The sequence below is a fragment of the Terrabacter sp. 2RAF25 genome (genome assembly GCF_052115265.1).
Taxonomy (GTDB): domain Bacteria; phylum Actinomycetota; class Actinomycetes; order Actinomycetales; family Dermatophilaceae; genus Terrabacter.
The window spans coordinates 75350-101478 of the sequence record NZ_JBFRGJ010000003.1 but is presented as its reverse complement, the minus strand read 5'-3'; the positions used below and the strand labels follow the sequence as shown (position 1 = coordinate 101478).

The 26129-nt window shown below is 70.8% G+C and carries 22 protein-coding genes; 18 read left to right on the top strand and 4 right to left on the bottom strand.

The features are described 5' to 3' along the window. The first annotated feature begins 88 nt into the window (after positions 1–88). The 3 genes from AB4091_RS09425 (at position 89) to AB4091_RS09415 (ending at position 4104) form a co-directional block, all read left to right on the top strand. Positions 89–1315 carry an MFS transporter gene (locus AB4091_RS09425; protein WP_442291489.1) on the top strand — a complete coding sequence of 409 codons (1227 nt, stop codon included), beginning with the start codon at positions 89–91 and terminating at the stop codon, positions 1313–1315. A gap of 266 nt (positions 1316–1581) precedes the next feature. Continuing rightward, entirely contained in the window at positions 1582–3441 is a 1860-nt protein-coding gene (lepA, locus tag AB4091_RS09420) for a translation elongation factor 4 (protein WP_442291488.1), read from the top strand. 144 nt (positions 3442–3585) lie between these two features. Further along, positions 3586–4104 (top strand): hotdog fold domain-containing protein, encoded by a 519-nt coding sequence (locus tag AB4091_RS09415; RefSeq protein ID WP_442291487.1) that lies wholly within the window; start codon positions 3586–3588, stop codon positions 4102–4104. A 3-nt stretch (positions 4105–4107) separates the two neighbouring features. Here AB4091_RS09415 and AB4091_RS09410 read toward each other — a convergent pair whose 3' ends face one another. Further along, positions 4108–4932 carry a tyrosine-protein phosphatase gene (locus tag AB4091_RS09410; RefSeq protein ID WP_442291486.1) on the bottom strand — a complete coding sequence of 275 codons (825 nt, stop codon included), beginning with the start codon at positions 4930–4932 and terminating at the stop codon, positions 4108–4110. Between the two features lie 88 nt (positions 4933–5020). Here AB4091_RS09410 and hemW point away from each other — a divergent pair, with 88 nt between their 5' ends. From hemW to AB4091_RS09395, 3 genes are all read left to right on the top strand, one after another. Then, on the top strand, positions 5021–6256 hold the full coding sequence (hemW, locus tag AB4091_RS09405) for a radical SAM family heme chaperone HemW (protein ID WP_442291485.1): 1236 nt from the start codon (positions 5021–5023) through the stop codon (positions 6254–6256). Between the two features lie 23 nt (positions 6257–6279). Beyond that, the gene (locus AB4091_RS09400; protein ID WP_442291484.1) at positions 6280–7836 is read left to right on the top strand and encodes an aldehyde dehydrogenase family protein; all 1557 of its coding nucleotides are present in this window, start codon (positions 6280–6282) and stop codon (positions 7834–7836) included. 166 nt (positions 7837–8002) lie between these two features. Then, on the top strand, positions 8003–9694 hold the full coding sequence (locus tag AB4091_RS09395) for a CHAP domain-containing protein (RefSeq protein ID WP_442291483.1): 1692 nt from the start codon (positions 8003–8005) through the stop codon (positions 9692–9694). A 32-nt stretch (positions 9695–9726) separates the two neighbouring features. Here the strand turns inward: AB4091_RS09395 and AB4091_RS09390 are convergent, their stop codons facing one another. Then, positions 9727–10611: a DUF3097 domain-containing protein gene (locus tag AB4091_RS09390; RefSeq protein WP_442291482.1), complete on the bottom strand. Its 885-nt coding sequence runs from the start codon at positions 10609–10611 to the stop codon at positions 9727–9729. 255 nt (positions 10612–10866) lie between these two features. Between AB4091_RS09390 and hrcA the strand changes: the two genes are divergently transcribed. The 3 genes from hrcA (at position 10867) to AB4091_RS09375 (ending at position 13891) form a co-directional block, all read left to right on the top strand. Beyond that, the gene (gene hrcA, locus AB4091_RS09385; protein WP_442291481.1) at positions 10867–11910 is read left to right on the top strand and encodes a heat-inducible transcriptional repressor HrcA; all 1044 of its coding nucleotides are present in this window, start codon (positions 10867–10869) and stop codon (positions 11908–11910) included. Between the two features lie 85 nt (positions 11911–11995). Then, a complete protein-coding gene (dnaJ, locus tag AB4091_RS09380; protein WP_442291480.1) occupies positions 11996–13129 on the top strand; it encodes a molecular chaperone DnaJ in 1134 nt (377 codons plus the stop codon). 18 nt (positions 13130–13147) lie between these two features. Then, positions 13148–13891 carry a 16S rRNA (uracil(1498)-N(3))-methyltransferase gene (locus AB4091_RS09375; protein ID WP_442291479.1) on the top strand — a complete coding sequence of 248 codons (744 nt, stop codon included), beginning with the start codon at positions 13148–13150 and terminating at the stop codon, positions 13889–13891. Positions 13892–14226: 335 nt separating this feature from the next. Here AB4091_RS09375 and AB4091_RS09370 read toward each other — a convergent pair whose 3' ends face one another. Next, positions 14227–15414: a Gmad2 immunoglobulin-like domain-containing protein gene (locus AB4091_RS09370; protein WP_442291478.1), complete on the bottom strand. Its 1188-nt coding sequence runs from the start codon at positions 15412–15414 to the stop codon at positions 14227–14229. After that, positions 15411–16016: an RNA polymerase sigma factor gene (locus AB4091_RS09365; protein WP_442291477.1), complete on the bottom strand. Its 606-nt coding sequence runs from the start codon at positions 16014–16016 to the stop codon at positions 15411–15413. Before AB4091_RS09365 ends, AB4091_RS09370 begins: the two co-directional genes overlap by 4 nt. An 82-nt stretch (positions 16017–16098) precedes the next feature. On the opposite strand from AB4091_RS09365, the gene AB4091_RS09360 reads away from it, so the two are divergent. From AB4091_RS09360 to AB4091_RS09320, 9 genes are all read left to right on the top strand, one after another. Further along, on the top strand, positions 16099–16458 hold the full coding sequence (locus AB4091_RS09360) for a histidine triad nucleotide-binding protein (protein ID WP_442291476.1): 360 nt from the start codon (positions 16099–16101) through the stop codon (positions 16456–16458). After that, on the top strand, positions 16455–17996 hold the full coding sequence (locus AB4091_RS09355; RefSeq protein WP_442291475.1) for a S10 family peptidase: 1542 nt from the start codon (positions 16455–16457) through the stop codon (positions 17994–17996). Before AB4091_RS09360 ends, AB4091_RS09355 begins: the two co-directional genes overlap by 4 nt. Positions 17997–18009: 13 nt before the next feature. Next, complete coding sequence (locus AB4091_RS09350; protein WP_442291474.1) at positions 18010–19179, top strand: PhoH family protein; 1170 nt, start codon at positions 18010–18012, stop codon at positions 19177–19179. Then, entirely contained in the window at positions 19176–19643 is a 468-nt protein-coding gene (gene ybeY, locus AB4091_RS09345; protein ID WP_442291473.1) for an rRNA maturation RNase YbeY, read from the top strand. The genes AB4091_RS09350 and ybeY overlap by 4 nt, the downstream gene beginning before the upstream one ends. Positions 19644–19662: 19 nt before the next feature. Then, on the top strand, positions 19663–20976 hold the full coding sequence (locus AB4091_RS09340; RefSeq protein ID WP_442291472.1) for a hemolysin family protein: 1314 nt from the start codon (positions 19663–19665) through the stop codon (positions 20974–20976). Next, on the top strand, positions 20957–21919 hold the full coding sequence (era, locus tag AB4091_RS09335) for a GTPase Era (protein ID WP_442291471.1): 963 nt from the start codon (positions 20957–20959) through the stop codon (positions 21917–21919). The genes AB4091_RS09340 and era overlap by 20 nt, the downstream gene beginning before the upstream one ends. A 99-nt stretch (positions 21920–22018) precedes the next feature. Continuing rightward, the gene (locus tag AB4091_RS09330; protein ID WP_442291470.1) at positions 22019–22198 is read left to right on the top strand and encodes a hypothetical protein; all 180 of its coding nucleotides are present in this window, start codon (positions 22019–22021) and stop codon (positions 22196–22198) included. Positions 22199–22480: 282 nt separating this feature from the next. Beyond that, positions 22481–24622, top strand: a complete 2142-nt coding sequence (locus AB4091_RS09325; protein WP_442291469.1) for a multicopper oxidase family protein — start codon at positions 22481–22483, stop codon at positions 24620–24622. Positions 24623–24719: 97 nt separating this feature from the next. Beyond that, complete coding sequence (locus tag AB4091_RS09320) at positions 24720–25961, top strand: hypothetical protein (RefSeq protein ID WP_442291468.1); 1242 nt, start codon at positions 24720–24722, stop codon at positions 25959–25961. Positions 25962–26129 lie beyond the last annotated feature (168 nt).

Below are 26129 nucleotides of genomic sequence, written 5' to 3'. Positions count from 1 at the left end.
GACGGCGATCCGCAGCCACCAGCCGGCCAGCACGCCAGTACCACCGCGCCTAGCCGGACGCCGACCTGCCAAGACCCGGAGACCACTTGTGAGCCCCGCCGCCCGCCGCACCACCCTCGCCATCCTCGCCCTCGCCGTCGGGGGCTTCGCCATCGGCACCACCGAGTTCGTGACGATGGGCCTGCTGCCGCAGATCGCCGCGGGGACCGGCGTCGACATCGCGACCTCGGGCCACTACGTCTCGGCCTACGCCCTCGGCGTGGTCGTGGGCGCGCCCCTCATCGCGGTCGTCTTCGCGAAGGTGCCGCGAAAAGGGCTCTTGATGGGGCTGATGGCCTTCTTCGGCGTCGCGCACGTTGCGATCGTCGCCGCCGACACGTATCCGACGGTGATGGCGGCGAGATTCTTGGCCGGCGTGCCACACGGCGCCTTCTTCGGCATCGGCTCCGTCGTGGCCGCGTCGCTCGTGTCGCACCAGCGCCGGACCGCCGCTGTCGCCGCGATCCTCGGCGGCCTGGGCGTCGCGAACGTCGTGGGTGTGCCGGTGGCGACGCTTCTGGGACAGCGCTTCTCGTGGCACCTCCCCTACCTGCTCGTGGGTCTCGTCGCCGTCGTCACGGTCGGTGCGATCGCGCTCTGGCTGCCGCACCAGCCGCCCAGCGGCGAGGAGTCCATGCGCACCGAGATGCGGGCCCTGCGCCGGGTACAGGTCTGGCTCGCCCTGTTGATCGGAGTCGTCGGCTTCGGCGGCATGTTCGCGATGTACTCGTTCATCACGCCGACGATGACCGAGCTCGCGGGCCTCGATGAGCGCTACATCCCCTGGGTGCTCGCGGCCTACGGCTTCGGGATGGTGGCGGGCATGGTGCTGAGCGGTCGGGTCGCCAACCGGGTCGGTGTCCTGAAGGGCATCATCGTCGCCCTCGGTCTCATCGCCGTCCTGCTCGCGGTCTTCGGCGTCGCCGCGCGCACGCTGTGGCTCGCGGTCCTCCTCGTCTTCGTGCTCGGCCTGCTCCCCTCGATCGTCGTGCCGCTCCTGCAGACGCGTCTCATGGACGTCGCCCACGAGGGGCAGTCGCTCGCGGCGGCGCTCAACCACTCGACGCTCAACACCGCCAACGCCCTCGGGGCCTGGCTCGGGTCGCTCGTCCTCGCGGCCGGCTGGGGCTACGGCGCGCCGAGTCTCGTGGGGGCGGGTCTCGCGGTGCTCGGTGTCGGTGTGGCCGTCGCGTCGGCGCTGCTGGAACGTCGGGACCGCGCCGCCGGCCCGTCGTCGTCGGCCCAGCCGGTTCCCGTCACTCCAGCCACTCGGTGACGAAGCGCACCTCACGTCGAACCGGCGGCTCGCCGTTCGACACGCTGCCTCCCGACCTTCCGGTGGCGCAAGGGGCCGTCCCGAACGGCTGAGGTGCTGCGTGGCCCCGGCCGGGGTGTGAGCGGTGGACCTGCAAAGCATGGGAGACTGTCCTGATCTCGGCGGTGCGTCGTGAGCTCGACCGCACGCCGGGTCGTGCCCGAACGGCACCCCGCTCCGCCTGACCTGACCACTGACTCTTGCGAGGTTCGTCCCACGTGTCGCCCATGGCCCGCTCCGCGTTGGCACCCAACGCAACGCCCCCGGACCTGATCCGCAACTTCTGCATCATCGCGCACATCGACCACGGCAAGTCGACGCTGGCCGACCGCATGCTGCAGCTCACCGGCGTCGTCGACGCGCGGGCGATGCGTGCGCAGTACCTCGACCGCATGGACATCGAGCGCGAGCGCGGCATCACGATCAAGAGCCAGGCGGTCCGCATGCCGTGGGCCGTGGAGGACGAGGGCGGGACGTCCACGACCTATGCCCTGAACATGATCGACACGCCGGGCCACGTCGACTTCACCTACGAGGTGTCGCGTTCCCTGGCGGCGTGCGAGGGCGCCGTCCTGCTCGTCGACGCCGCCCAGGGCATCGAGGCGCAGACCCTTGCGAACCTCTACCTCGCGATGGAGAACGACCTCACGATCATCCCGGTGCTCAACAAGATCGACCTGCCGGCTGCGCAGCCGGAGAAGTACGCCGAGGAGCTCGCCAAGCTCATCGGTGGCGAGCCCGAGGACTGCCTTCGGGTGTCGGGCAAGACCGGTGAGGGTGTCGAGCCGCTGCTCGACACGATCGTGCGCCTGCTGCCCGCACCGACGGGCGACGCGAATGCCCCGGCCCGCGCGATGATCTTCGACTCCGTCTACGACACCTACCGGGGCGTCGTCACCTACGTGCGCGTGGTCGACGGCAACCTGAACCCGCGCGAGCGCATCGTCATGATGTCGACCAGGGCCACGCACGAGCTGCTCGAGATCGGCGTCATCAGCCCCGAGCCGGTGCCGAGCAAGGGTCTGGGTGTCGGCGAGGTCGGCTACCTCATCACCGGCGTGAAGGACGTGCGCCAGTCACGCGTGGGCGACACCGTCACCAACGCGAGCAAGCCGGCCACGAAGGACCTCGGCGGCTACCGCGACCCCAAGCCGATGGTGTTCTCGGGCCTCTATCCGATCGACGGGTCCGACTACCCCGACCTGCGCGAGGCGCTCGACAAGCTCAAGCTCAACGACGCCGCACTCGTCTACGAGCCCGAGACCTCGGCCGCGCTCGGCTTCGGTTTCCGGGTGGGCTTCCTCGGCCTGCTCCACCTCGAGATCGTCCGCGAGCGGCTCGAGCGCGAGTTCGGCCTCGACCTCATCTCGACCCAGCCCAACGTCGTCTACGACGTCACGATGGACGACGGCAAGCAGATCCACGTGACCAACCCGAGCGAGTTCCCCGAGGGCAAGATCTCCGAGGTGAGCGAGCCGGTCGTGCGCGCCACGGTGCTCGCCCCCAGCGAGTTCGTCGGCGCGATCATGGAGCTGTGCCAGCAGAAGCGCGGCAACCTGCGCGGCATGGACTACCTCTCCGAGGACCGCGTCGAGATGCGCTACACCCTGCCGCTCGCCGAGATCGTCTTCGACTTCTTCGACCAGCTGAAGTCCCGCACGCGCGGCTACGCCTCGCTCGACTACGAGCCCGACGGCGACCAGGTCGCCGACCTCGTCAAGGTGCAGATCCTGCTGCAGGGTGAGTCCGTCGACGCGTTCAGCGCGATCGTGCACAAGGACAAGGCGTACGCGTACGGCGTGATGATGGCCGGCAAGCTCAAGGACCTCATCCCACGCCAGCAGTTCGAGGTGCCGATCCAGGCCGCCATCGGCTCGCGCATCATCGCCCGCGAGAACATCCGCGCCATCCGCAAGGACGTCCTCGCCAAGTGCTACGGCGGCGACATCAGCCGCAAGCGCAAGCTCCTCGAGAAGCAGAAGGAGGGCAAGAAGCGCATGAAGATGGTCGGACGGGTCGAGGTGCCGCAGGAGGCCTTCGTCGCTGCCCTCTCGAGCGACGCCGACGCGGCCAAGACGAAGAAGTAACGCGCACAAGGCCGCTCACGGTCGTACCGTGGACATCACGGCCGGAGTGTGGGTGCGTCGTACGCGTGGCCGTCTGGGCAGCGATCCGACCGTCGTCCGGACGGCTGCGTGGCACCCACTGTTACCAGTCGGTAACCTGACGGCATGATCGACGCCTACGCGCTCTACCGCCGCCTCGAGCACGTCCCGCTGGGAAAGCGCGTCTTCGGGCTCGCGTTCAGTGCGGCGGCGCCGTACTTCCGTTCCGTTCGGCCCCAGGTCGTCGAGGTGGCGCCCAACCGTGCCGTGGTCACGGTGCCCAAGCGGCGACGGGTGCAGAACCACATCGGCACCGTGCACGCCATCGCCGCCTGCAACGGACTGGAGGCGGCCATGGGTCTGCTCGCCGAGGCGAGCATCGCGCCCACGCACCGGTGGATCCCGCGCGCGATGGACGTGCGCTACCTCGCCAGGTCGACGACCGACCTCACCTGCACGGCGGTGACCGAGCCGGGGGCGTGGTCGCCGGCCGCGGGCGACGCGCCGTCGGAGGTGCCTGTGACCGTGACGGCGACCCGCGCCGACGGCGTCGTCACGGTCGAGGGGACGATCCACCTCTACGTGACGCCGCGGAGCCCACAGAGCCCACAGAGCCCACAGGCCCCACAGAGCCCACGCCCCTGAGGCTCAGGCCGAGAGCAGCTTGCGCCGCAGCCGCTCGGTGTCGGCGGTCGTCCAGCCCTGCTGCGCGAGCCAACCCAACGGGCCGTCGTAGCGCTCGTCGAGCGTGGCGAGCAGCATCCGCATCGTCTCGGTGGTGGGGGACTGCTGCGCGACCGTCTTGTCCTTGAGGTTGTCGGCATAGGCGGGCTTGGCCCGCAGGCGACCCATGATCGCCGCCACCCGCTCGGCCGAGGCGGCGAAGTCGGCGATGACGAGCTCGTCGGGCACGTCGGCCACCTTCAGGGCGAGCCCCACGACGGTGCCGGTGCGGTCCTTGCCCGCCGCGCAGTGCACGACCGCGGCGCCGCGGCTGGTCGCGATGGCGCGCAGCGCGGCCACGACCGAGTCGGGGCGCTGTGCGAGGTAACCGAGGTAGTGCTCCGACCAGAACTGCTCGTGGCTGCGTCGGTGCTCCTGCTCCACCGCGGCCGCCGCCGCGGCCTCGCGCCGCTCGTCCGTCTCCCAGGGCAGGGCGCGCTCGGCAGCGGGTATCCCGGACTCGGTGGTGTCCTCGCGGTAGAGAGTGTGGTGGTGGTGCGTGACGCCGTCGACGGCGAGCAGCGGACCCTCACCCTCCTTCGCGACCTCGACGTGCGTGCGCAGGTCGACGATGTCGGAGACCTCGTAGGTGCCCACGAGCGCCTCGACGGCCTGCGGCGTGAGGTCCTGGAGGTTGTCGGAGCGCAGCAGGCGGTGGGGGAGCACCTCGTCGCCGGCGCTGGTCACCATCCCCCCGAGGTCTCTCATGTTGACGACGCCGTCGAGCTCGATCCAGTTGGGCCGGTACACCCTTGCACCCTAGGTGACCGCGCGGCGCCCGGTCGCACCGCCCACCCGCGTGCACGGGTCACCCCGTCCGGGCTGGGACAATGGGCGTATGCCGCCCTCCGCCCTTCCCGACGGCGACCCCGCTCCCAGCACGGGAGAGCTGCCGCCCTCGGCGCTCGCCGAGCTCGCGACGACCGAGCTCGGCATCTACCTGCACGTGCCGTTCTGCACGGTGCGCTGCGGCTACTGCGACTTCAACACCTACACGCTGACCGAGCTCGGGGGTCCGGGCGTGAGCATCGGCGTCGACACCTACGCCGACGCCGCCCTGCGCGAGCTCGACCTCGCCCGCGGCGTCCTCGGTGCCGCGGCGCCGCCGGTGTCGACCGTCTTCGTCGGTGGTGGGACGCCGACCATGCTGCGGTCGCGCGACCTCGTGACGGTGCTCGACGGCATACGCGAGCGGTTCGGTCTCGCGCCCGACGCGGAAGTCACGACCGAGGCCAACCCCGACTCGGTGACGCCTGCGTCGCTGCGCGAGCTCGCCGACGGGGGCTTCACACGGGTGTCGGTCGGCATGCAGTCGGCCGTGCCGCACGTGCTGCACACGCTCGAGCGCACGCACGACCCCGTGAACGTGGCGCGAGCCGTCGCGGCCACGAGGGATGCCGGCATGCAGGTGAGCGTCGACCTGATCTACGGCACGCCGGGGGAGTCGCTCGACGACTGGCGGCGCAGCCTCGAGGCCGCCGTCGCCCTCGAGCCCGACCATGTCTCCGCCTACGCCCTCGTCGTCGAGGAGGGCACGAAGCTGGCCGCGCAGGTGCGGCGCGGCGTCGTGCCCGCACCGGAGGACGACGACGAGGCCGACAAGTACGAGCTCGCCGACGAGCTGCTGTCGGCGGCGGGCTTCGGGTGGTACGAGGTGAGCAACTGGGCACGCTCCGAGCAGGCGCGCTGCCGCCACAACGTCGCCTACTGGTCGGGCACGAACTGGTGGGGCGTGGGTCCGGGGGCGCACAGCCACGTGGGCGGGGTGCGCTGGTGGAACGTCAAGCACCCGAGCGCGTATGCCGCCCGCCTGGGTGCGGGGCAGTCACCGGCGCACGCGCGTGAGGGGCTCACCGACGAGCAGCGCTACGACGAGCGTGTGCTGCTCGGCACACGGCTCGTGGACGGCCTTCCCGTCGCGGATCTGCGAGGATCAGGGCGCACCGCCGTGGCCGGTCTGATCGCCGACGGACTGCTCGACGGCCCGGCCGCCCTGCGGGACGCGCGGCTCGTCCTCACCCTGCGTGGACGGCTCCTCGCCGACACGGTGGTGCACCGGCTCCTCGCGTCCTGAGGGGCACCGACCGGAAGGGCACGATGAGCGAGACCATGTCGACCACGAGCGGCACCGCCGACGCCGGAAGCATCTCGAGCGGCGACAGCACCGAGAGCAGAAGCCCGGCCGCGGCGGGGGATGCCACGGGGGCGACCTCCGCCACCGAGCGAGTGCTCACCCCGCCGGCAGAGACGCGTCCGACAGCCCCGCACGAGGTGGTGCTGACGGCCCGACGCGCCTTCGACACCGGACGCACCAAGGCGCGGGCGTGGCGCGCCGCCCAGCTCAAGGCCCTTCGGGTGCTGCTCGTCGACCACGAGGCCGAGATCGCGTCGGCCCTGCACGCCGACCTCGGCAAGAGCGCCACCGAGGCCTGGGTGACCGAGACCGGGTTCCTCGTCCGCGAGATCGACCACACGCTGCGCCACCTGCGGGCGTGGACCGCGCCCCGGCGCGTCCCCGTGCCGCTGTCCCTCGCACCGGGGAGGGCCAGGGTGGTGCGCGAGCCGCTCGGCGTGGTGCTCGTCATCGCCCCGTGGAACTACCCCCTGCAGCTGTCCCTCGCGCCGCTCGTCGGGGCCCTCGCCGCGGGCAACGCCGTGGTGCTCAAGCCGAGCGAGCACGCGCCGGCGACGTCCGCCCTGCTCGCGCGGCTCGTGCCCGAGCACCTCGATCCCGATGCCGTGCACGTCGTCGAGGGCGCGGTTCCGGAGACGACCGCGCTGCTCGCCGAGCGGTTCGACCACATCTTCTACACCGGAAACGGCGCCGTCGGTCGCATCGTCATGGAGGCGGCTGCGGTGCACCTCACCCCCGTCACGCTCGAGCTCGGGGGCAAGTCACCCGCCTACGTCGCCGACGACGCCGACCTGCCTGTCACGGCGCGGCGCCTCGTCTGGGGCAAGTTCACCAACGCCGGGCAGACCTGCGTCGCTCCGGACTACGTCATTGGCAGCGCCGAGACGCTCGAGAAGCTGAAACCCCTTCTCGTGGAAGCGATTCGCGAGACCTTCGGCGACGACCCCGCACGTTCGCCCGACTACGGCCGCATCGTCGACTCACGACACTTCGAACGGCTCACGGGCCTCCTCGATGCCGAGCACGTCGTGTCGGGCGGCCGGTCCGACGCCCCCACCCGCTACCTGGAGCCCACCCTCGTCGACGTCTCCGACCCCGACTCCGACGAGGCCGTCATGCGCGACGAGATCTTCGGACCCGTGCTACCGCTCGTCGCCGTCGCAGACCTCGACGGCGCGATCGCGCTGGTGAACCGGCGCGACAAGCCGCTCGCGCTCTACGTCTTCACCCCCTCCACGACCGTGCGCGAGCGCTTCGTGCGCGAGACGTCCTCGGGGGCGATCGGCTTCAACATCCCGTTGGCGCACCTGGCCGTGCCCGAACTGCCCTTCGGCGGTGTGGGTGCCAGCGGAATGGGTGCCTACCACGGGGAGCGATCCGTGGAGGTCTTCTCCCACGACAAGGCCGTGCTGACGATGCCGACGCGCCCCGACACGACGGCCTGGATCAGGCCGCCGTTCACCCGATTCAAAGAGCAGGTGATCGACCGGGTGGTGGCGCCGGGTCGTCGGCGTCGCTGACCGCGCCATGGGCGGCTGCGAATGACAGCCGTGTCATTAGCACATGGATCTCGACCTGGGGTGGAATTCGCTCAGCGTGTCGCGAGGGATTTCTGGGAAACCAGTGATCGTGTGGCCCGAATGTCCTAGATTTCCGGGAGCACCCACGGCGATCACGGGAGATCTCATGCGACTGGCGCGCCACCTCCGCGAGCACAGCGGGCACCCGTCGACGCCGAGGGGCAGCGGTCGGTCCCGGATGGCGGCGCTGCTCGTCGCCGTCGCCTCGCTGGTCGTCGGGACGGTGGGACTGGCCGGTCCGGCGCGCTCGGCCGAGTGGGTCGTGCTGTGCACCGGCTACGACCCGTGCCAGACGGCCGGCTACCCGAACGCGGGCTACAAGACGAACGCCGCGACGAGCTGGTGGCGCCAGTCCACTGGGCACAACTGCACCAACTACGTCGCCTACCGGCTCGTGCAGAACGGCCTCCCGAACGTCAAGCCGGCGACGCTGTCGGGCAACGCCTACAACTGGGGACCGGCCTTCGCCGACCGCAGCAACGACGACCCCGCGGTCGGCTCGGTGGCGTGGTGGAACACCTCGTTCTCCGCCACCGGGCACGTCGCCTACGTCGAGCGCGTGGTCTCAGCCGACGAGATCCTCGTCTCCGAGGACAACTGGGGCGGCGACTTCAGATGGCGCAAGGTCACCCGCACCGGCGGCAAGTGGCCCAACGGCTTCATCCACCTCAGGGACCAGGGCGCGACCGTCATCGACACCGACGTCTACCGCGCGGTCCTGCCGACCCGGGTGCTCGACACCCGCACGGGGCTCGGCGCGCCCGCGGCGAAGGTGGCCGCCGGCGCCTCGATCGCCGTCCAGGTCAGCGGTCGCGCCGGCATCCCGGCCGGTGGGGTGGGCACGGCCATGCTCAACGTCACGGTCGCCGTTCCCGCGGCGGCCGGCTACCTCACGTCCTACCCGTCCGGCGCCGTGCGCCCCGGCTCGCGCAGCGTCTCGTTCGCGGCCGGCGAGACCGTCAGCGAGCTCGTCCCGGCTCGGCTCGGGACCGATGGCAAGGTCAGCCTCTACTCGTCCAGCGCGACGAACCTCGTGGCCGAGGTCGTCGGTTGGTACCCGACCACCGGTCACCTGGTGCCCGTCACCCCGACTCGTGTCGTGGACACGCGCACCGGTCTCGGCGCCCCGAAGGTGCGGGTCCCCGCCGGCGGCACGATCGACCTCCCCGTCGCGGGGGCGGGTGTCGTTCCCGCCACCGGCGCGTCTGCGGTGGCGCTCGACATCTCGGCGGCCGCACCGTCCGCGGCCGGCTGGCTGACGGCATACCCGACGGGGTCCGCCCGCCCGGTGACCGCGCACGTCGGCTACGACGCCACCACCTCGATGACCGGGATGGTGGTCTCGCGGCTCGGCGCCGGCGGCAAGGTGACGATCCACTCGACCGCGCAGACCGATCTGCTCGTCGACGTCGTGGGCTGGTTCAGGACCGGCGCCGACCACGTGGCCATCGCTCCGTCCCGCATCGTCGACACCCGCACCGGCCTGGGTGCCCCGGCCGCGAAGGTGGCGGCCGGCAGCACCATCACGGTGCCGGTGCTCGGCCGCGGTGGGGTCCCCACCGTCGGGGTGAGCGCCGTCTCGGTGACCCTCACGGCCGTGACTCCGGCCGCCACGGCCTCTCTGACGGCCTACCCGACCGGGTTGGCGCGGCCGACCTCGCCGAACCTCACCGTGCCGGTGACACGGACGAGAACCAACTGGGTCGTGGTCCCGGTGGGGGCTGACGGCACGATCACCGTGCACACGACGGCGGTGACGCACCTCGTCGTCGACGTGCAGGGCTACTTCAAGAAGTAGCGCGGCCCGGCTCGCTGCGCGCGGACGTCGGCTCAGGCACCGGGCTCGGTGACGAAGTCGATGAGCTCCTCGACGCTCGCGAGCAGCGTCGGCTCCAGGTCGGCGTACGTGCGCACGGTGCCGAGGATGCGCTTCCACGCGTTCGCGATGTCGGCCTGGCTCCCGTGCGCCCAGCCGAGCTCGGCGCAGATGCCGTGCTTCCACGACGTGCCTCGCGGGATGACCGGCCACTGCTGCCAGCCCAGGCGTTCGGGACGCACCGACTGCCACACGTCGACGTAGGGGTGGCCGAGGATCTTCACGTGCTGGGCGATTCCCGGAAGGGCTCGTGCCTGGTCGACGATCCGGGCCTCCTTGGTGCCCGGCACGAGGTGGTCGACGAGCACCCCGAGCCGCTGCCCGGGGCCGGGCTGGAACTCCGCGATGATGCCGGCCAGGTCGTCGACGCCGTCCATGAGCTCGACGACGACGCCCTCGACGCGCAGGTCGTCGCCCCACACCTTCTCGACGAGCTCGGCGTCGTGGCGCCCCTCGACGTAGATGCGCGAGCCGCTCGCCACTCTCGCCCGGGCGCCGGCCACGGCCACTGATCCGCTCGCGGTGCGCGACGCAGCCCGGCGCGCCTCGGCCAGGGCCGCTCCCGACGCGGCCACCGGCGGAGTCAGGGTGACGGGGGCGCCGTCGACGAGGAAGCCCGGGCCGAGCGGAAAGGCCTTCGTGCGACCCCGCCGGTCCTCGAGGTGCACGACGCGCATGCCGCCGGCCTTCTCGACTCGCACCACGGCGCCGACCCAGCCGGTCTCGACGTCCTCGACGACGAGGTCGGGCTCGGCGGGGGTCGGCGTGGACCGACCCCGCTTCGGGGCGCGCCAGTCACCGCTCAGCACGTCGGATCCGTAACGGTCGTTGGGGGACACGACAAGCGAGCGTATGCGTCCGGGTGGGTCGGGGCGCGTGCGCCACGCGGAGGGCAGCGAGACGGGGGGAGGGCGGCATACGGTTGGATGAAATCGGAGATCCGCGCGCCACGACGTAGACTTGGCACTCGCTGAGCGAGAGTGCCAGACGAGGCGCCGGTGCAGCGTTCGTGGCCGCACCCGTGGCCGCACCCGTGGCCCACCACCGCCCACCGCGGGTCGCGCGGGTGGCCGAGATCGTGAAGGAGGTACGTGATGAGCGAGGACCGCAGGCTGATGGTGCTCCGCGCCATCGTGCAGGACTACGTGCACACCTCCGAGCCGGTCGGCAGCAAGGCGCTCGTCGAGAGGCACCACCTCGGGGTGAGCGCGGCGACGGTCCGCAACGACATGGCCCTTCTCGAGGAGGAGGGCCTCATCCACGCGCCGCACACGTCGGCCGGCCGGGTGCCCACCGACGCCGGCTACCGCGTCTTCGTCGACCGGCTCAGCGCGGTCAAGCCCCTGAGCTCGGGCGAGCGGCGCGCGATCAGCCAGTTCCTCGAGGGCGCCGTCGACCTCGACGACGTCGTCGACCGCACCGTGCGCCTCCTCGCCAGCCTGACGCGGCAGGTCGCCGTCGTGCAGTACCCCTCGCTGACCCGGTCGACCGTCCGCCACATCGAGCTCGTCCCGCTGGGCTCGTCCCACCTGATGATCGTCCTCATCGTCAACACCGGGCGCGTCGAGCAGCGCGTCGTCGACACGGGCCGGGTGCTGTCGGACCCCGACGGCGAGGCGCTCGTGGCCTCGATCCGCGCCCGCATCAACGACGTGGCCGCGGGCGTTCCGTTCACCGTCGCCGCGACGCGGCTTCGGCGCCTCGTCGACGACACCGACGAGGCCGACCGGGCCGCGATGCGAGCCGTGGTCTCTGCCCTCGGCGACGCGCTCGTCGAGGAGCGCGAGGAGCGCGTCGTGCTGGCCGGCCAGGCCAACCTCGCCCGGGCCGGCGCCGATTTCCCCCGCACGATCGGCCCGATCCTCGAGGCCCTCGAGGAGCACGTGACCCTGCTGCGCCTGCTCGGCCAGCTGGGTGACGACCCCGATCTCGTGTCGGTGCGCATCGGCTCCGAGAACCCCGTGACGGGCCTGCAGAGCACGTCGCTCGTGTCCGTCGGCTACGGGTCCGGCTCCGAGCGCGTGGCCAGCCTCGGGGTGCTCGGCCCCACCCGCATGGACTACCCCACGACGATGGCGTCGGTGCGTGCGGTCGCCCGCTACGTGTCCGAGATCCTCGACGACAACAAGGCCACCTGACCGTTTCGACCTGCAGAACCCGCGACCAGCTGCCGGTGCAACGCTGCGCCGAACCGAAAGCACTACGTACCAAAGGAATCCCAGCTTGAACGACTACTACGCCGTCCTCGGTGTCTCGCGCGACGCGAGCCAGGAGGAGATCAAGAAGGCCTACCGTCGACTCGCCCGCAAGCTGCACCCCGACGTGAACCCCGGCGCCGAGGCGGAGGAGGAGTTCAAGCGGGTGTCGCAGGCCTACGACGTGCTGTCCGACCCGCAGAAGCGCCAGTCCTTCGACATGGGCGCCGACCCGTTCGCCAGCGGTGGCGGTGCCGGCTTCGGGGCGGGGCAGGGCTTCTCGTTCAGCGACGTCATGGACGCCTTCTTCGGGGCGGGAGCGACGGCCGGCACGCGCGGCCCCCGTCCGCGCATGCAGCGCGGCCAGGACGCCCTCGTGCGCCTCGACCTCGACCTGGCCAAGGCCGTCTTCGGCTCCGAGGAGGAGCTGACCCTCGACACCGCCGTGGGCTGCACGCGCTGCGACGGCGACGGCGCCGAGCCCGGCACCGGCCGCCAGACCTGCCCGATCTGCAAGGGCGACGGTGAGGTGCAGCAGGTCCAGCGCAGCTTCCTAGGCCAGGTCATGACCTCGCGCCCGTGCGTCAACTGCCAGGGCTTCGGCTCGACCCTGACCGACCCGTGCCACGACTGCTCCGGCGACGGCCGCGTGCGCACCCGCCGTTCGCTCAAGCTCAAGGTGCCGGCCGGCGTCGACACCGGCACCCGAATCCAGCTCACCGGCGAGGGAGAGGTGGGCCCCGGCAACGGGCCCGCTGCCGACCTCTACGTCGAGATCCGCGTCGTCAACCACGAGACCTACACCCGGCGTGGCGACGACCTGCACTGCAGCGTCGAGCTGCCGATGGCCGCTGCCGCGCTCGGCACGAGCTTCAAGCTCTCGACGTTCGACGGCATGCAGGACCTCGAGATCAGGCCTGGCACGCAGAGCGGCGACGTGCTGACGCTGCGCGGGCTGGGGGTGACGCACCTGCGCCACGGCGGCCGCGGCGACCTGCTCGTCCACGCCACGGTCATGACGCCGACGCGCCTCACCGACGAGCAACAGGAGCTGCTCCGCCAGTTCGCGGCGCTGCGTGGCGAGGAGCGACCCGAGGGGCGCCTCGCGCCCGCGAACAAGGGGATCTTCGGCAAGCTGCGCGACGCCTTCAAGGAGAAGTGACCCGCACGTGAGCGCCCGGTGACGCACCAGCTCTTCCTCGGCGAGCCGTCCGCGGTCGCCGATGCGCATGAGGGCGCCTCCCTGCTGCTCGACGGCGACGAGGGCCGCCACGCAGGCGCCGTCGTGCGGCTGCGGGTGGGCGAGCGCTACTTCGTCGCCGACGGCGCGGGGCGGCGCGTGCTGCTCGCAGCCACCGAGGTCGACCGGGCGTCGGTGCGCGGCACCGTGCTGGAGGTCACCGACGAACCTGCGCCCCCCACGCGGTTCGTCCTCGTGCAGGCGCTGGCCAAGGGTGACCGCGACGAGCAGGCCATCGAGGCCGCGACCGAGCTCGGGGTCGACGAGGTCGTGCCCTGGCAGGCCGAACGCTCCGTCGTCGTGTGGCGCGGCGACCGTGCCGCGAAGTCGCTCGCGAAGTGGGCGGCGGTGGTGGCTCGGGCGACCAAGCAGTCCCGCCGGTCCCGTATGCCGCTGACATCGCCTGCGGTCGGGCTCGCACCGCTCGTCGACCGGGTGCGCACGTCCGCCCTCACGCTCGTGCTCCACGAGGACGCCACCGAGGCACTCGCCGCCGTCGAGCTTCCGACCGAGGGCGACGTGCTCCTCGTCGTCGGCCCGGAGGGCGGCATCACCGAGCGCGAGGTCGACGCCCTGCGCGCGGCCGGGGCCCGGGCCGTGCGGCTCGGCTCGACGATCCTGCGTGCCTCGTCGGCCGGTCCCGCAGCACTCGCCGTCCTCAGCGCCCGCACCCGCTGGCGCTGACGCAGACCCCCACCGACGAACTCAATCGAAAGAACGCTCCGTCGCTCGCCCGGGTGCCTGGACGGGATGACGGGGCGTTCTTTCGATTGGGACGTCCGCTGGAGAATGCCAACCCTCCGGACGGATCGCTCTCTCGATGCGGGGTTGGGCGGACGGAGTGTTCTCTCGATCGACGAACTCAATCGAAAGTACGCTCCGTCACTCGCCCAGGTGTCTGGACGGGATGACGGGGCGTTCTTTCGATTGGGACGTCCGCTCGAGAATGCCAACCTTCTGGACGGATCGCTCTCTCGATGCGGGGTTGGGCCGACGGAGTGTTCTCTCGATCGAGGAACTCAGCGGGCGGTGAAGGGGATGCGCTGCTCCGAGGCGACCGAGCCGTCCTTGGCGCTGCTCTCGAAGGCGCGGAGCACGTACGCCCCCGGCGTCAGCGGCTTCTTCGTCGTGATGGCGTAGGTGCCCCGCGCGGGGGCGCCGGCGGTGGCGGTGGTGAAGCCCTTCTCGAACGAGACGCCCTCGCGGAGCAGCTCCCACTCGACGTCGGCCTCGAAGGTGCTGGCCACGCCCCTGGCGGTCAGGGGGGAGCCGGCCCTGACGACTCCGTTGCGAGCAGGCACGTCGATCCAGATGGGCGCGACCTGCTCGAGCACCGCCTGCTGGTCGGTGGGCCGGTTGAAGGTCGATGACGCCGGGTGGCCCGGCGACACCTCCGGGCTCGCGTCGGCCAGCTCGAAACGCACCGGCAGAGACGTGCCGAGCGCGGCCTGCACGGTCCAGACCAGCTGTTCGGTCGCGAGGGTGGCGCCGTCGCTGGTGCCCGACGCGAGTCGTACGCGGATGGAGTCGGCACCGACCGTCACCGACTGCGGCGTCACACCTGTCCACGCCGACACGTACTGCGAGCCCTTGGGTGCCGGACCCATCGCCAGACGAAGGGCCGCAAGGGCCTTGCCTTCAGGGGTGACGGGCGCGACGACGGGAGCCGACACGAACTCGCGGAAGAGCCGCACCTGGTCGCTTCCCTCGCGCACGGGGCCGAGGTAGTAGACCGGCACCGACGTCGGGACCGCCACGGGCGGGGCGGCGCTCGTCGGTGGCGTGGAGCCCGTGGTGGCCGGGGTGGTCGGACCGCTTGCCGTCTGCGTGGGCACGCTCGAGGGGCCGGTGGACGGTGTGCCCCTCGAGGCGCTCGCCGACGGCGTGCCGGCCGTGCTCGACGTGGCAGCGGCCGGTGGCGTGGAGCCCGACGGCCGGTTGACCGCCCACACCGTTCCGGCGAGCAGCACCGCTGCCGCGGCGGCAACGGCCGGCACGAGCCAGCGGTGGTGTCGGCCCGTGCTGCCCGTGTCGGCGGCGTGCGCCTCGGTGAGGATCGCACCGAGCCGGTCGCCGGGCGTGATCGACCGCGCCTCGGAGTCGAGGGCGCGCCGCAGGCGGTCCTCGACCGGTCGCAGACCGGAACCGATGACGACCGGCTCGTCGTCGGGCTGCGGGCCGCCCGGGCGCCTCGGGTCGGTGTTCATGACAGCTCCAGGGGGTCGATGGTGTGCCGCAGGGCCGTCAGCCCGCGGTGGGCGTGCGTCTTGACGGCGCCGGGGGAGATCTCGAGCGAGTGGGCGATCTGTGCCTCCGACAGGCCGCCGTAGTAGCGCAGGACGAGGACCTCGCGCTGGCGTGTCGGCAGCGTGCGCAGGGCCTCGACGAGGGTGTCGCGGTCGGCGCCGTGCAGCACGTGCGTCTCGGCGCTGCCGAGCGCGTCGCGGCCCGGTGCGTCGGCCGCTGCGGCGTCGCGGGCGTTCTGCCGGTCGACGACCACGTTGTGTCGCTGCACCGAGCGGCAGCCGTTGACCACCGCCGTCTGGAGGTAGCCGACCACGCGTCCGCCGTCGCGGATCGACGCCCAGCTGCGGTGCGTGGCGACAAACGCGTCCTGCACGACGTCCTCGGCGGCCAGCTGGTCGCGGAGCAGCAGCCAGGCCAGGCGCACGAGCCGGTGCCAGTGCGCGTGGTAGAGCTCGGTGATCGCGACGTCGGGGTCGGTCGGGAGGTCGGTGGCGGCATACGCCCTGGGCGACGCTGCGGGTCCGGGGCCCCCACCGGCGTCCGCGGGCCTCGGCTCGCTCACCTCGCCTGTCGGCATACCCAACGTTCTCACGGACAAATGACGCACACGTGCACGTGGAGGTTGACATGCCTAGGGTGCAGACATGACCTCGCAGACCCCCAGTGACTGCCTCTTCTGCAAGATCGTCGCCGGCGAGATCCCCGACGACCGCGTCGCCGAGTCCGACCGGTCGATCGCGTTCCGCGACATCAAGCCCGCTGCGCCCGTCCACGTGCTCGTCGTGCCGCGTCGGCACGAGCCCACGGTCGGGGCGCTCGCGGCCGCCTCCGACGAGGACCTCGCCGACATCTTCCGCCTCGCCGCGCGCGTGGCCGAGCAGGAGGGCGTCCCCGACGCGTACCGGATGATCGTCAACACCGGCACCGCCGCGGGTCAGACGGTCTTCCACGCCCACGTGCACGTGCTCGCGGGCGCCGCCTTCACCGAAGGGCGGATGGTGTGAGCCAGACCCCTGACGCAGGCCCGCCCGTCGAGACAGACCAGGGCCAGAGCCCCCTCCCCAACGCGGCGCCGCCCACGACCGCGCCGGCGAAGGACGAGAAGCCCGACCCCGTCGACGACCTCGTCACGACCCACCACGTGCTCAAGGTCGGGCGCCGCCGCCTCGCCTACACGGCGACCACCGGCCGCGTCGTTCTCCGCGAGGAGGACCACAAGGACGGCACCTTCGGGGGCCACAAGGCGCGCGCCGAGCTGTCGATGACGAACTACGTGCTCGACGACGCCGACCCACGCACCCGCCCGGTGACCTTCGCCTTCAACGGCGGCCCCGGCAGCTCGAGCGTCTGGCTGCACCTCGGCCTGCTCGGGCCGCGCCGTGTGGTGAGCGGCGACGTCGGCGCGCTCCAGCCGCCGCCCTACGACCTCGTCGACAACCCGGACTCCCTGCTCGCCGTCAGCGACCTCGTCTTCATCGACCCGATGTCGACCGGCTACTCGCGCGCGGTCGAGGGCGGCAAGCCGGGGGAGTACCACGGCTACCAGAAGGACATCGAGTCCGTCGGTGAGCTGATCCGTCTCTGGACCTCACGCAACGGTCGGTGGATGTCACCGAAGCTCGTGGCCGGCGAGTCCTACGGCACCCTGCGCGGCGCGGCGCTCGCCGAGCACCTCCAGACGCGCTACGGGATGTACCTCAACGGCCTCATCCTCATCTCGAGCGTGCTCGACCTCAGCTCGGTCGACTTCGAGAACCAGCGCAACGACCGTGCGCACGCGCTCTACCTGCCGACGTATGCCGCCGTGGCCCACTACCACGGCAAGCACGGCCGGAAGTCGTTGCACACCGTCCTCGACGAGGCCGAGGCGTATGCCGCCCGCGACTACCCGTGGGTGCTCTCCCGCGGCAGCCGGCTGAGTCCTGGCGAACGCGCCGAGGCGGTCGCGACGCTGGCCCGGCTCTCGGGGCTGTCGGAGGACTATGTCGACCGGGTCGACCTGCGCATCGAGCACTGGCGCTACTTCACCGAGCTGCTTCGCGACGAGCGCCTCTCGGTGGGTCGTCTCGACTCGCGGTTCACCGGGCCCGCGGCCACCGGGTTCGCCGAGAACATGGATGCCGACCCGTCTCACGACGCCATCACCGGCCCGTATGCCGCAGCCTGGAACCACTACGTGCGTGACGAGCTCGGCTACGGCAGCGACCTGCACTACGAGCAGATCTCGCGTCTCGTGCACCCCTGGTCGTTCAAGGACTTCGAGGGCAGGCCGATCGACGTGTCACCGAAGCTCGAGCGCGCGATGCGGCAGAACCCGCACCTCAAGGTCCACATCGCCTACGGCTACTACGACGGCGCCACACCGCACTTCGCCGCCGAGGACGTCGTCGCCCACCTGCAGCTGCCGGAGGGGCTCCTGGCGAACATCGAGCACGCCTACTACGAGGCGGGGCACATGATGTACATCCACGAGCCGTCGCGGGTGCAGCAGAGCAAGGACCTCGCCGAATTCGTGGTGAGGAGCTCCGTCGGCGACACGTAGACTCGGCAGCACGATGAATGACGCGCAACCTCGACCATCCGACGGCCCCGCCACCACCGCCAGTGCCGACCGGCCCGAACGCTCCTCCGGAGCCCGCTCCGGCGCGGACGCCCCGGTCCTGACCAGGCAGATCCCGCCACCGATCGAGATGGTCACGCTCCTCGGTCCGCGTGACGAGCTGCTGCGCACCATGGAACGACAGTTCCCCCTCGTCGACACCCACGTGCGCGGCAACGAGATGACGTTCGCGGGTCCGGCCGGCGAGCTCGAGATCATCGACTCGCTGCTCGACGAGCTGCTCGTCATCGTCGAGACCGGCCAGCCGCTCAACCGCGACGCCGTCGAGCGCTCCATCTCGATGCTGCGCAGCCAGACCCTCGAGCGTCCCGCCGACGTGCTCACGATGAACATCGTCAGCAACCGGGGTCGCACGATCCGTCCGAAGACCCTCAACCAGAAGCGCTACGTCGACGCCATCGACCAGCACACCATCGTCTTCGGCATCGGTCCCGCCGGCACCGGCAAGACCTACCTGGCGATGGCCAAGGCCGTCGCGGCGCTGCAGGCCAAGCAGGTCAACCGCATCATCCTGACCCGGCCGGCCGTCGAGGCGGGGGAGCGCCTCGGCTTCCTCCCCGGCACTCTCAACGACAAGATCGACCCCTACCTGCGCCCGCTCTACGACGCGCTGCACGACATGGTCTCTCCCGAGACCATCCCGAAGCTAATGGCTGCCGGCACGATCGAGGTCGCACCGCTCGCCTACATGCGAGGCCGGTCGCTCAACGACGCCTTCATCATCCTCGACGAGGCGCAGAACACCTCGAGCGAGCAGATGAAGATGTTCCTCACCCGTCTCGGGTTCGGCTCGAAGATGGTCGTCACCGGCGACATCACCCAGGTCGACCTGCCGGGGGGCACCCGCTCGGGCCTCAAGATCGTGCGCGACATCCTCGGCGACGTCGACGACATCCACTTCGCCGAGCTCACCTCGCACGACGTCGTGCGGCACCGCCTCGTCAGCGCCATCGTCGACGCCTACGAGCGCGACGACGCCCGCGGGAGCAAGCGCGCCAAGCGCCACAAGGACATTCCGGCGGGTGGGGGCGCGCGGCGCGACAGTGCCGAGCGGCATACGCCCCCGGTCGTCGGTTCGCCTGTCGCGCAGGAGGATCCGGCATGAGCATCGACGTCCTCAACGAGACCGACCATGACGTCGACGAGCTCGAGCTGCTGGCGTGTGCCGGCTACGTGATGGAGCAGATGCGGGTGCACCCGCAGGCCGACCTCTGCATCAAGCTCGTCGACGAGGCGGCCATGGAGGTGCTCCACGTGCAGTGGATGGACCTGCCGGGGCCCACCGACGTGATGAGCTTCCCGATGGACGAGCTGCGCCCCGGCCGTGAGGGCCAGGAGCCCGAGGAGGGCACGCTCGGCGACATCGTGCTCTGCCCGTCGGTCGCGACGAAGCAGGCGGTCGAGGCCGGCCACGCGCCCATCGAGGAGATGCTGCTGCTGACGACGCACGGCATCCTGCACCTGCTCGGCTACGACCACGCCGAGCCCGACGAGGAACGCGAGATGTTCGAGCTGCAGCGACAGCTGCTCCTCACGTTCCTCGCCACCCGCAACCGACCCAGCGCCTGACTGAGGGCGAGAGACCGAGATGTTTCCGCAGTTCGCCCTCCCGGCCCTCGTCAGCATCGTCGCCGCATTCCTGCTGTCGGCCGCCGAGGCCGCCATCTTCCGCATGTCCCGGGTGCGCGCCCAGGAGCTCTTCGACGAGGGGCGGTCCGGCGCGAAGTCGCTGATGACCGTGGTCGGCGACTCGCCGGCCTACCTCTCGGTGATCGCGTTCCTACGAGTGGTGGCCGAGGCCACCGCAGCCGTGCTCGTGACCCTCGCCGTCGCCGGTCAGGTCGCCTCGACCTGGAGCCGTGCCCTCATCAGCATCGCGATCATGGCGATCGTGTCGTTCGTCGTCGTCGGCGTGTCACCGCGCACGCTCGGCCGTCAGAACTACGACACGGTGGCGCTGTGGAGCGCCCCCTTCGCGGTGGGACTGCGACGCGTCCTCGGGCCGGTCGCCAAGCTGCTCGTGGTGCTCGGCAACGCCGTGACCCCGGGCAAGGGCTACACCGACGGACCGTTCCAGACCGAGTCGGAGCTGCGCGACCTCGTCGACATGGCAGGTGAGTCCGAGGTCATCGAGGCCGACGAGCGCGAGATGATCCACTCCGTCTTCGAGCTGGGCGACACCCTGGCGCGCGGCGTCATGGTGCCGCGCACCGACATGGTCGTCCTCGACGCCGACAAGACGCTGCGGAGCGCGATGTCGCTCTTCCTGCGCTCCGGCTTCTCCCGCATCCCGGTCGTCGGCGAGGACAGCGACGACGTGCGCGGCCTGCTCTACTTCAAGGACGTCGCCCGCCGGCTCAACGCCGCGCCCGAGGACGGGCGCCACCCGGCCACCGAGGTGATGCGGCCGATGCACTTCGTGCCCGAGAGCAAGCCGGTCGACGACCTCCTGCGCGAGATGCAGCGTGACCAGACCCACTTCGCCATCGTCGTCGACGAGTACGGCGGCACTGCCGGACTCATCACCATCGAGGACATCATCGAGGAGATCGTCGGCGAGATCGCCGACGAGCACGACCGTGAGGGGCCGGGCATCGAGAGGCTCGAGGACGGCACGCTGCGCGTGCCGGCCACGATGGACATCGACGACCTGGCCGAGCTGTTCGACGTGACCATCGACGAGGAGGACGTCGACACGGTCGGCGGCCTGCTGACGAAGGTCATCGGCCGCGTGCCCATCGTCGGGTCCTCCGGTACCGTCGCTGGCCTGGAGCTGACGGCCGAGCGCATGGCCGGACGCCGGCACCGCGTCGCGTCCGTCATCGTGCACCGCGCCGCCGAGCCGGACCCCGCACCCGAACACCACCAGACGGAGGACGCTCATGGGCACCCAGGACGCTGACCAGGGCCGGCCCGCCGGACCCGACACCGGCGGCGGCGACTACCGCGCCGGGTTCGCCTGTCTCGTGGGCCGGCCCAACGCCGGCAAGTCGACCCTCACGAACGCTCTCGTGGGGCAGAAGGTCGCGATCACGAGCTCGAAGCCCCAGACCACCCGCCACACGATCCGTGGCGTGGCGACGACGCCCACGGCACAGGTGATCCTCGTCGACACCCCCGGCCTGCACAAGCCGCGCACCCTGCTCGGCGAGCGGCTCAACGACCTGGTGCGCGAGACCCTGCTCGAGGTCGACGTCATCGGCTTCTGCCTCCCGTCCGACCAGCGCATCGGCCCGGGCGACGCGTTCATCGCCAACGAGCTCACCGAGCTGCGGTCGGTGCGCCGCCGGCCCGTCGTGGCCATCGCCACGAAGGCCGACGCGGTCGACCGCGAGCGTCTCGCCGAGCACCTCATCGCCATCGACCAGCTCGGCTCGTGGGACGCCATCATCCCCTGCTCCGCGGTGTCGGGCGAGCAGGTCGAGCAGGTGCGCGACCTCCTCGCGTCGTTCCTGCCGCGGTCGCCACAGCTCTACCCCGACGGGGTGCTCACCGACGAGCCCGAGATGGTCATGATCGCCGAGCTCGTGCGTGAGGCCGCCCTCGAGGGTGTGCGTGACGAGCTGCCGCACTCGCTCGCGGTGGTCGTCGAGGAGATGGTGCCCCGCGAGGGCCGTCCCGACGACCGGCCCCTGCTCGACGTGCGGGTCAACGTCTTCGTGGAGCGCTCCAGCCAGAAGGCCATCGTCATCGGCCGTGGCGGCTCGCGCCTGCGCGAGGTCGGCACCAACGCGCGAAAGGGTATCGAGGCGCTGCTGGGCCAGAAGGTCTTCCTCGACCTCCACGTCAAGGTCGCCAAGGACTGGCAGCGCGACCCCAAGCAGCTCCAGCGGCTCGGGTTCTGAGTCTGCTCGTCGACCCACGCACGGTGCAGGCCGTGGTGCGGCGGCCGCGCCCGCGCCCACGGAGGCGTTCCGTCCTAGACTCGGGTCGAGGAGGCCCAGATGTCCGAGACAGCGGCACACGACCACGAGTTCGAGGTGCTGGAGGACGACCAGACGGTGCCACCGCGCCCCGAGGAGCTGATCGCCGACGCCTCGTCCCGCCCCGACGGGCCTGACGGTGACCCGATGACTCCCGAGCCCGGGTCGCCGAGCGACGCGGCCCGGGGCCCCAGCGCCTGAGCGGAGCCTCTGCGGGTCAGGTCGCGACACCCCCGGGGGTGTCGTTTACCCCCTCGGACCCCCTTGTGTCACTACGCAATTCGGACGACATTTGGCACGCATCCGGACATTCGTGACGCGTGCAGACCCCAGTTTCCGAGAACCCCAGAAGACCCCTAGGTCCTGCCGTCATCGTTGTGCCCGGGGAGGTTCCACCGCACGACCAGGTAAGAGGGGATCTGTGTCATGGACACGCAAACATCTGCAGAACCAGGGGGACTGGGGCGCCGGACGCTGCTCAGGTTGGGGGCAGCCGGGGGGCTGACCGCCGCGGCCGTGAGCGCCAAGGTCTTCGCCGTTCCAGGGCTTGAAAAGGGTGGGTTGCTCAACGCAGACGGCGCGTTCGCCGGCACGTCGACGGCTCTGAGCGACCTGCTCTTCTACATCGAGACGTACCCGACGAGCCCGCTCATCATGTCGCCCTTCAAGGACATGCTGCCCGTGCCGCAGGCGCTCCGGCCGACACCCACGAGCGAGTTCAGCACGTGGGCTTCACCGCCGGGACCCGGTGTGGGACAACAGAACTCGCTGGGCAACGAGAAGCACCAGATCTGGACGAAGGACATCAACTGTCCGGACCCGCTCGTCTACAAGATCGAGCTCAAGGTGAACACGCACTCGTTCACGACGTCCAAGGTGCTTCCGATCGACGCTCAGGGCAAGCCGACCGTCTCGTTCGACGCGAGCGGCAAGACATACGCCGCCGGGACGATCCGCGACCTACCGCTCAGCACGATCTACGCGTTCAACGGCCAGTTCCCGGGCCCGATGATCAACGCGGAGTACGGCAAGCCCGCGCTCGTGCGGTTCATCAACCGGCTCGACGAGAACCCGCTCGGCCTGGACCGCCAGGACTTCGGCGCTCCCGACTGGTCGTTCCTGACCCACCTGCACAACGGGCACACGGCGCCGGAGAGCGACGGCAACCCGCACTACACCATGAACTACGGCCCGAAGACGCACGGCTACCTGCCGCAGACGTGGTGCGACAACCTGTACCTCAACTGGCCGGCGGGCAACGACGACCGTGAGAAGCAGAGCTTCTTCTGGTTCCACGACCACCGCATGGACCACACCGGCGCCAACGTCTACAAGGGCATGGTCGGGCTCTACCCGATCTACGACCCGAAGAACAACATGGACATGGGCGACGAGCGCTACGGCCTGCGTCTTCCCGGGGTCCGTCGCAACCACGACGACGGGTCGTTCGACGTCGACTACGACATCCCGCTGGCGTTCTACGACACCCGTCTGGACGACGGAGTCACGACGCACAAGGACGTCCACGACGGTCTCGGGGAGTACCCACTGGTCAAGAACCCGGCGACGCACCCGGAGTGGTGGGGCAAGACGTTCTTCAAGCACTTCCCGTCGCACGGCTTCGTCGGTGACATCTTCACCGTCAACGGCACGGCGTACCCGGTGCTCAACGTCAAGCGTCGCAAGTACCGGTTCCGGTTCCTGGACTGCTCGGTGTCGCGCATCTACGAGTTCAAGCTGATGAGCTCGACCCAGGGGCCGAAGTCCTCTGTGTCGCTGGGCTACTCGGGTGACGAGCTGCAGGGGCAGTACCGGATCCCGGACGGCCAGGAGTGCATGAAGTTCGTGCAGATCGCCTCCGACGGTGGGCTGCTTCCGTTCCCGATCACCCGCAGCTCGTTCGAGCTGTGGCCGGCCAAGCGCCGTGAGGTCATCATCGACTTCACGAAGTACGCCGACGGCACACCGACGACCAAGGGCGACGTCATCTACCTGACCGATGTCATGAAGATGCCCGACGGCCGCAAGTGGTCGAACTCGTCACGGTTCTCGCCAGACCCCAACTTCAAGGTGCCGCTGCTGAAGTTCGTCATCGGCGACAGCGTGCCCGACAACAGCATCATGCCGCCGCCGAACCGGCTCATGCGGGCCCTGCCGCCGCTGCCGAGCAACTGGCAGTCGATGCTGGACAACCGGCTCATCTTCGAGGTCCAGCGCGGCAGCGCGGGCGCCGACGTCGAGTGGCTCATCAACGGCAAGCCGTTCGAGCCGGGCACGGTCGCCACCAGCCTGAAGAACCCGGCCGGCAAGACGTCGCTCGCCTCCCAGCCGAAGAACAGCTTCAACCTGTGGGAGATCCGCAACGGCGGCGGTGGTTGGGTCCATCCCTTCCACCTGCACATGGAGGAGCACCGGACCGTCATGCGCAACGGCAAGGACGTGTCGCTCAAGGCAGACGCAGGGCACCCCGAGGACGTGTCGCGAGAAGACCTCGTGGCTCTGGACCCGAGCGAGTCCGTGATCGTCTACCGCGGCTTCCGCGACTTCCACGGACCGTACGTCGCGCACTGCCACAACCTGGCGCACGAGGACCACGCCATGATGTTCGGCTGGGAGATCACGTAGCCCGGACCACCGACCGCGGGTGGCCACCCTCCCGGGGTGGCCACCCCGATCGCCTTGATGCCCTTACCTTTTCACTGCAGACCCGAGGCTGGTCCCAATGGCGACTCGTTCCGTCCAACCCATCCACCACTTCAGGGCGCACACCAGGAGTGCCGTGACGCGCCCGGCCCCGCTCGAGGTGGCCGAGGTCGGCGCCGCGTCGTCGCCGACGACCTCCGGTGTGTCGTCCTCGGCCGTCCCCTGGGGCACCGTCATCGCGCTCGCCATCGTCCTCGCGTTCGCCGACGGCTTCTGGGTGATCTCCGTGCGCGGGGCGGTCGGCGCGATCGAGCGCACGGGCGAGCCGTTCGCGTCGTGGTTGCGCGAGTCGTCGGTCATGACGACGCTCTACGTCGTGGCTGTGCTCGCCGCCCTCACGCTGGCCAAGCGCCGTTTCGGCCCGGTGCTTCGCGGGGCTCGCGCTGTCATCGCCTCGGCGTGGCTCGTCGCGCTCGCGGCCTCCGTCGTCGGCGCAGCCCACCTTCTCGTCAGCGCCGCCATGGACTTCCGGCTCCAGTCGGGCCTCGTGGAGCACATGGGCTCGATGAGCACCACCTGCGGGGTCGCCTGCATCGCCCGGCTCGAGTCCGACAGCTTCTGGCTGCAGGCCCGTGCCGTGGGCTACGGGGCTGGCATCGTGCTCCTGACGAATGTGCTCGTCGTGGGGTGGATGGTCGCGATGCGCGGCGGCCGGCTCCGGGTCACCGCTCAGCGACGCGCGCACGGGCCAGCCGTGGACACCCGGGTCCTCGGTCTGGTGGGCACGCTCCTCGGCGCTGCCGTGATCCACGTCGTGGTCGTCCCCGAGCACCTCACCGAGTGGGCTGCGGCCGGCGTGTTCTTCATCGCCCTCGCAGTGGCCCAGCTCCTCGCCGCGGTCGCCGCCCTGATGAGGCCCGGCCGTCTCGTGTGGGCGTCGTCCCTGGTCGTCGCAGCGGGCCCGATCGTGCTGTGGGCCGTGTCGCGGAGCGTCGGCCTTCCGCTGGGACCAGAGCCTGGGGTGCCGGAGGCGCTCGGGATGAGCGACCTGGCCTGCGCCGCGCTCGAGGCCGCAGCAGTCGCCTTCGCGCTGGCGCTGCGCTCGCAGCCCGCGCCCGACCACCTCGACCGCGTCGGCGACGGCGGCCCGGCACCCGCACCGGCATCCAATGCCCACCGCAGGGGCCTCGTGGTCGCGGCCGTGGTCGCGGTGACCGTGATCGGGGTCGCCGCCAACGGGATGGTCCTGCTCGGCGGGGACCCCCACGGATCGAGCACGACGCAAGGTGTCGCGCAGGCAGCTGCGCCCGGACAGGGCTGAGCCGAGCGGCCGACGAACCACCACGAGCACGGGACGCCCGGGTCCGATCTCAGGATTCGGGCGTCCCGGCCCAGCCTGTGGACGTGAGCGAGCCCTCCGGCATACGGTGAAGTCGTGCGTGCGGTGAGCCTCCTCCTTCTCTGCCGCGACGAGGCCTGATCCCGGCCC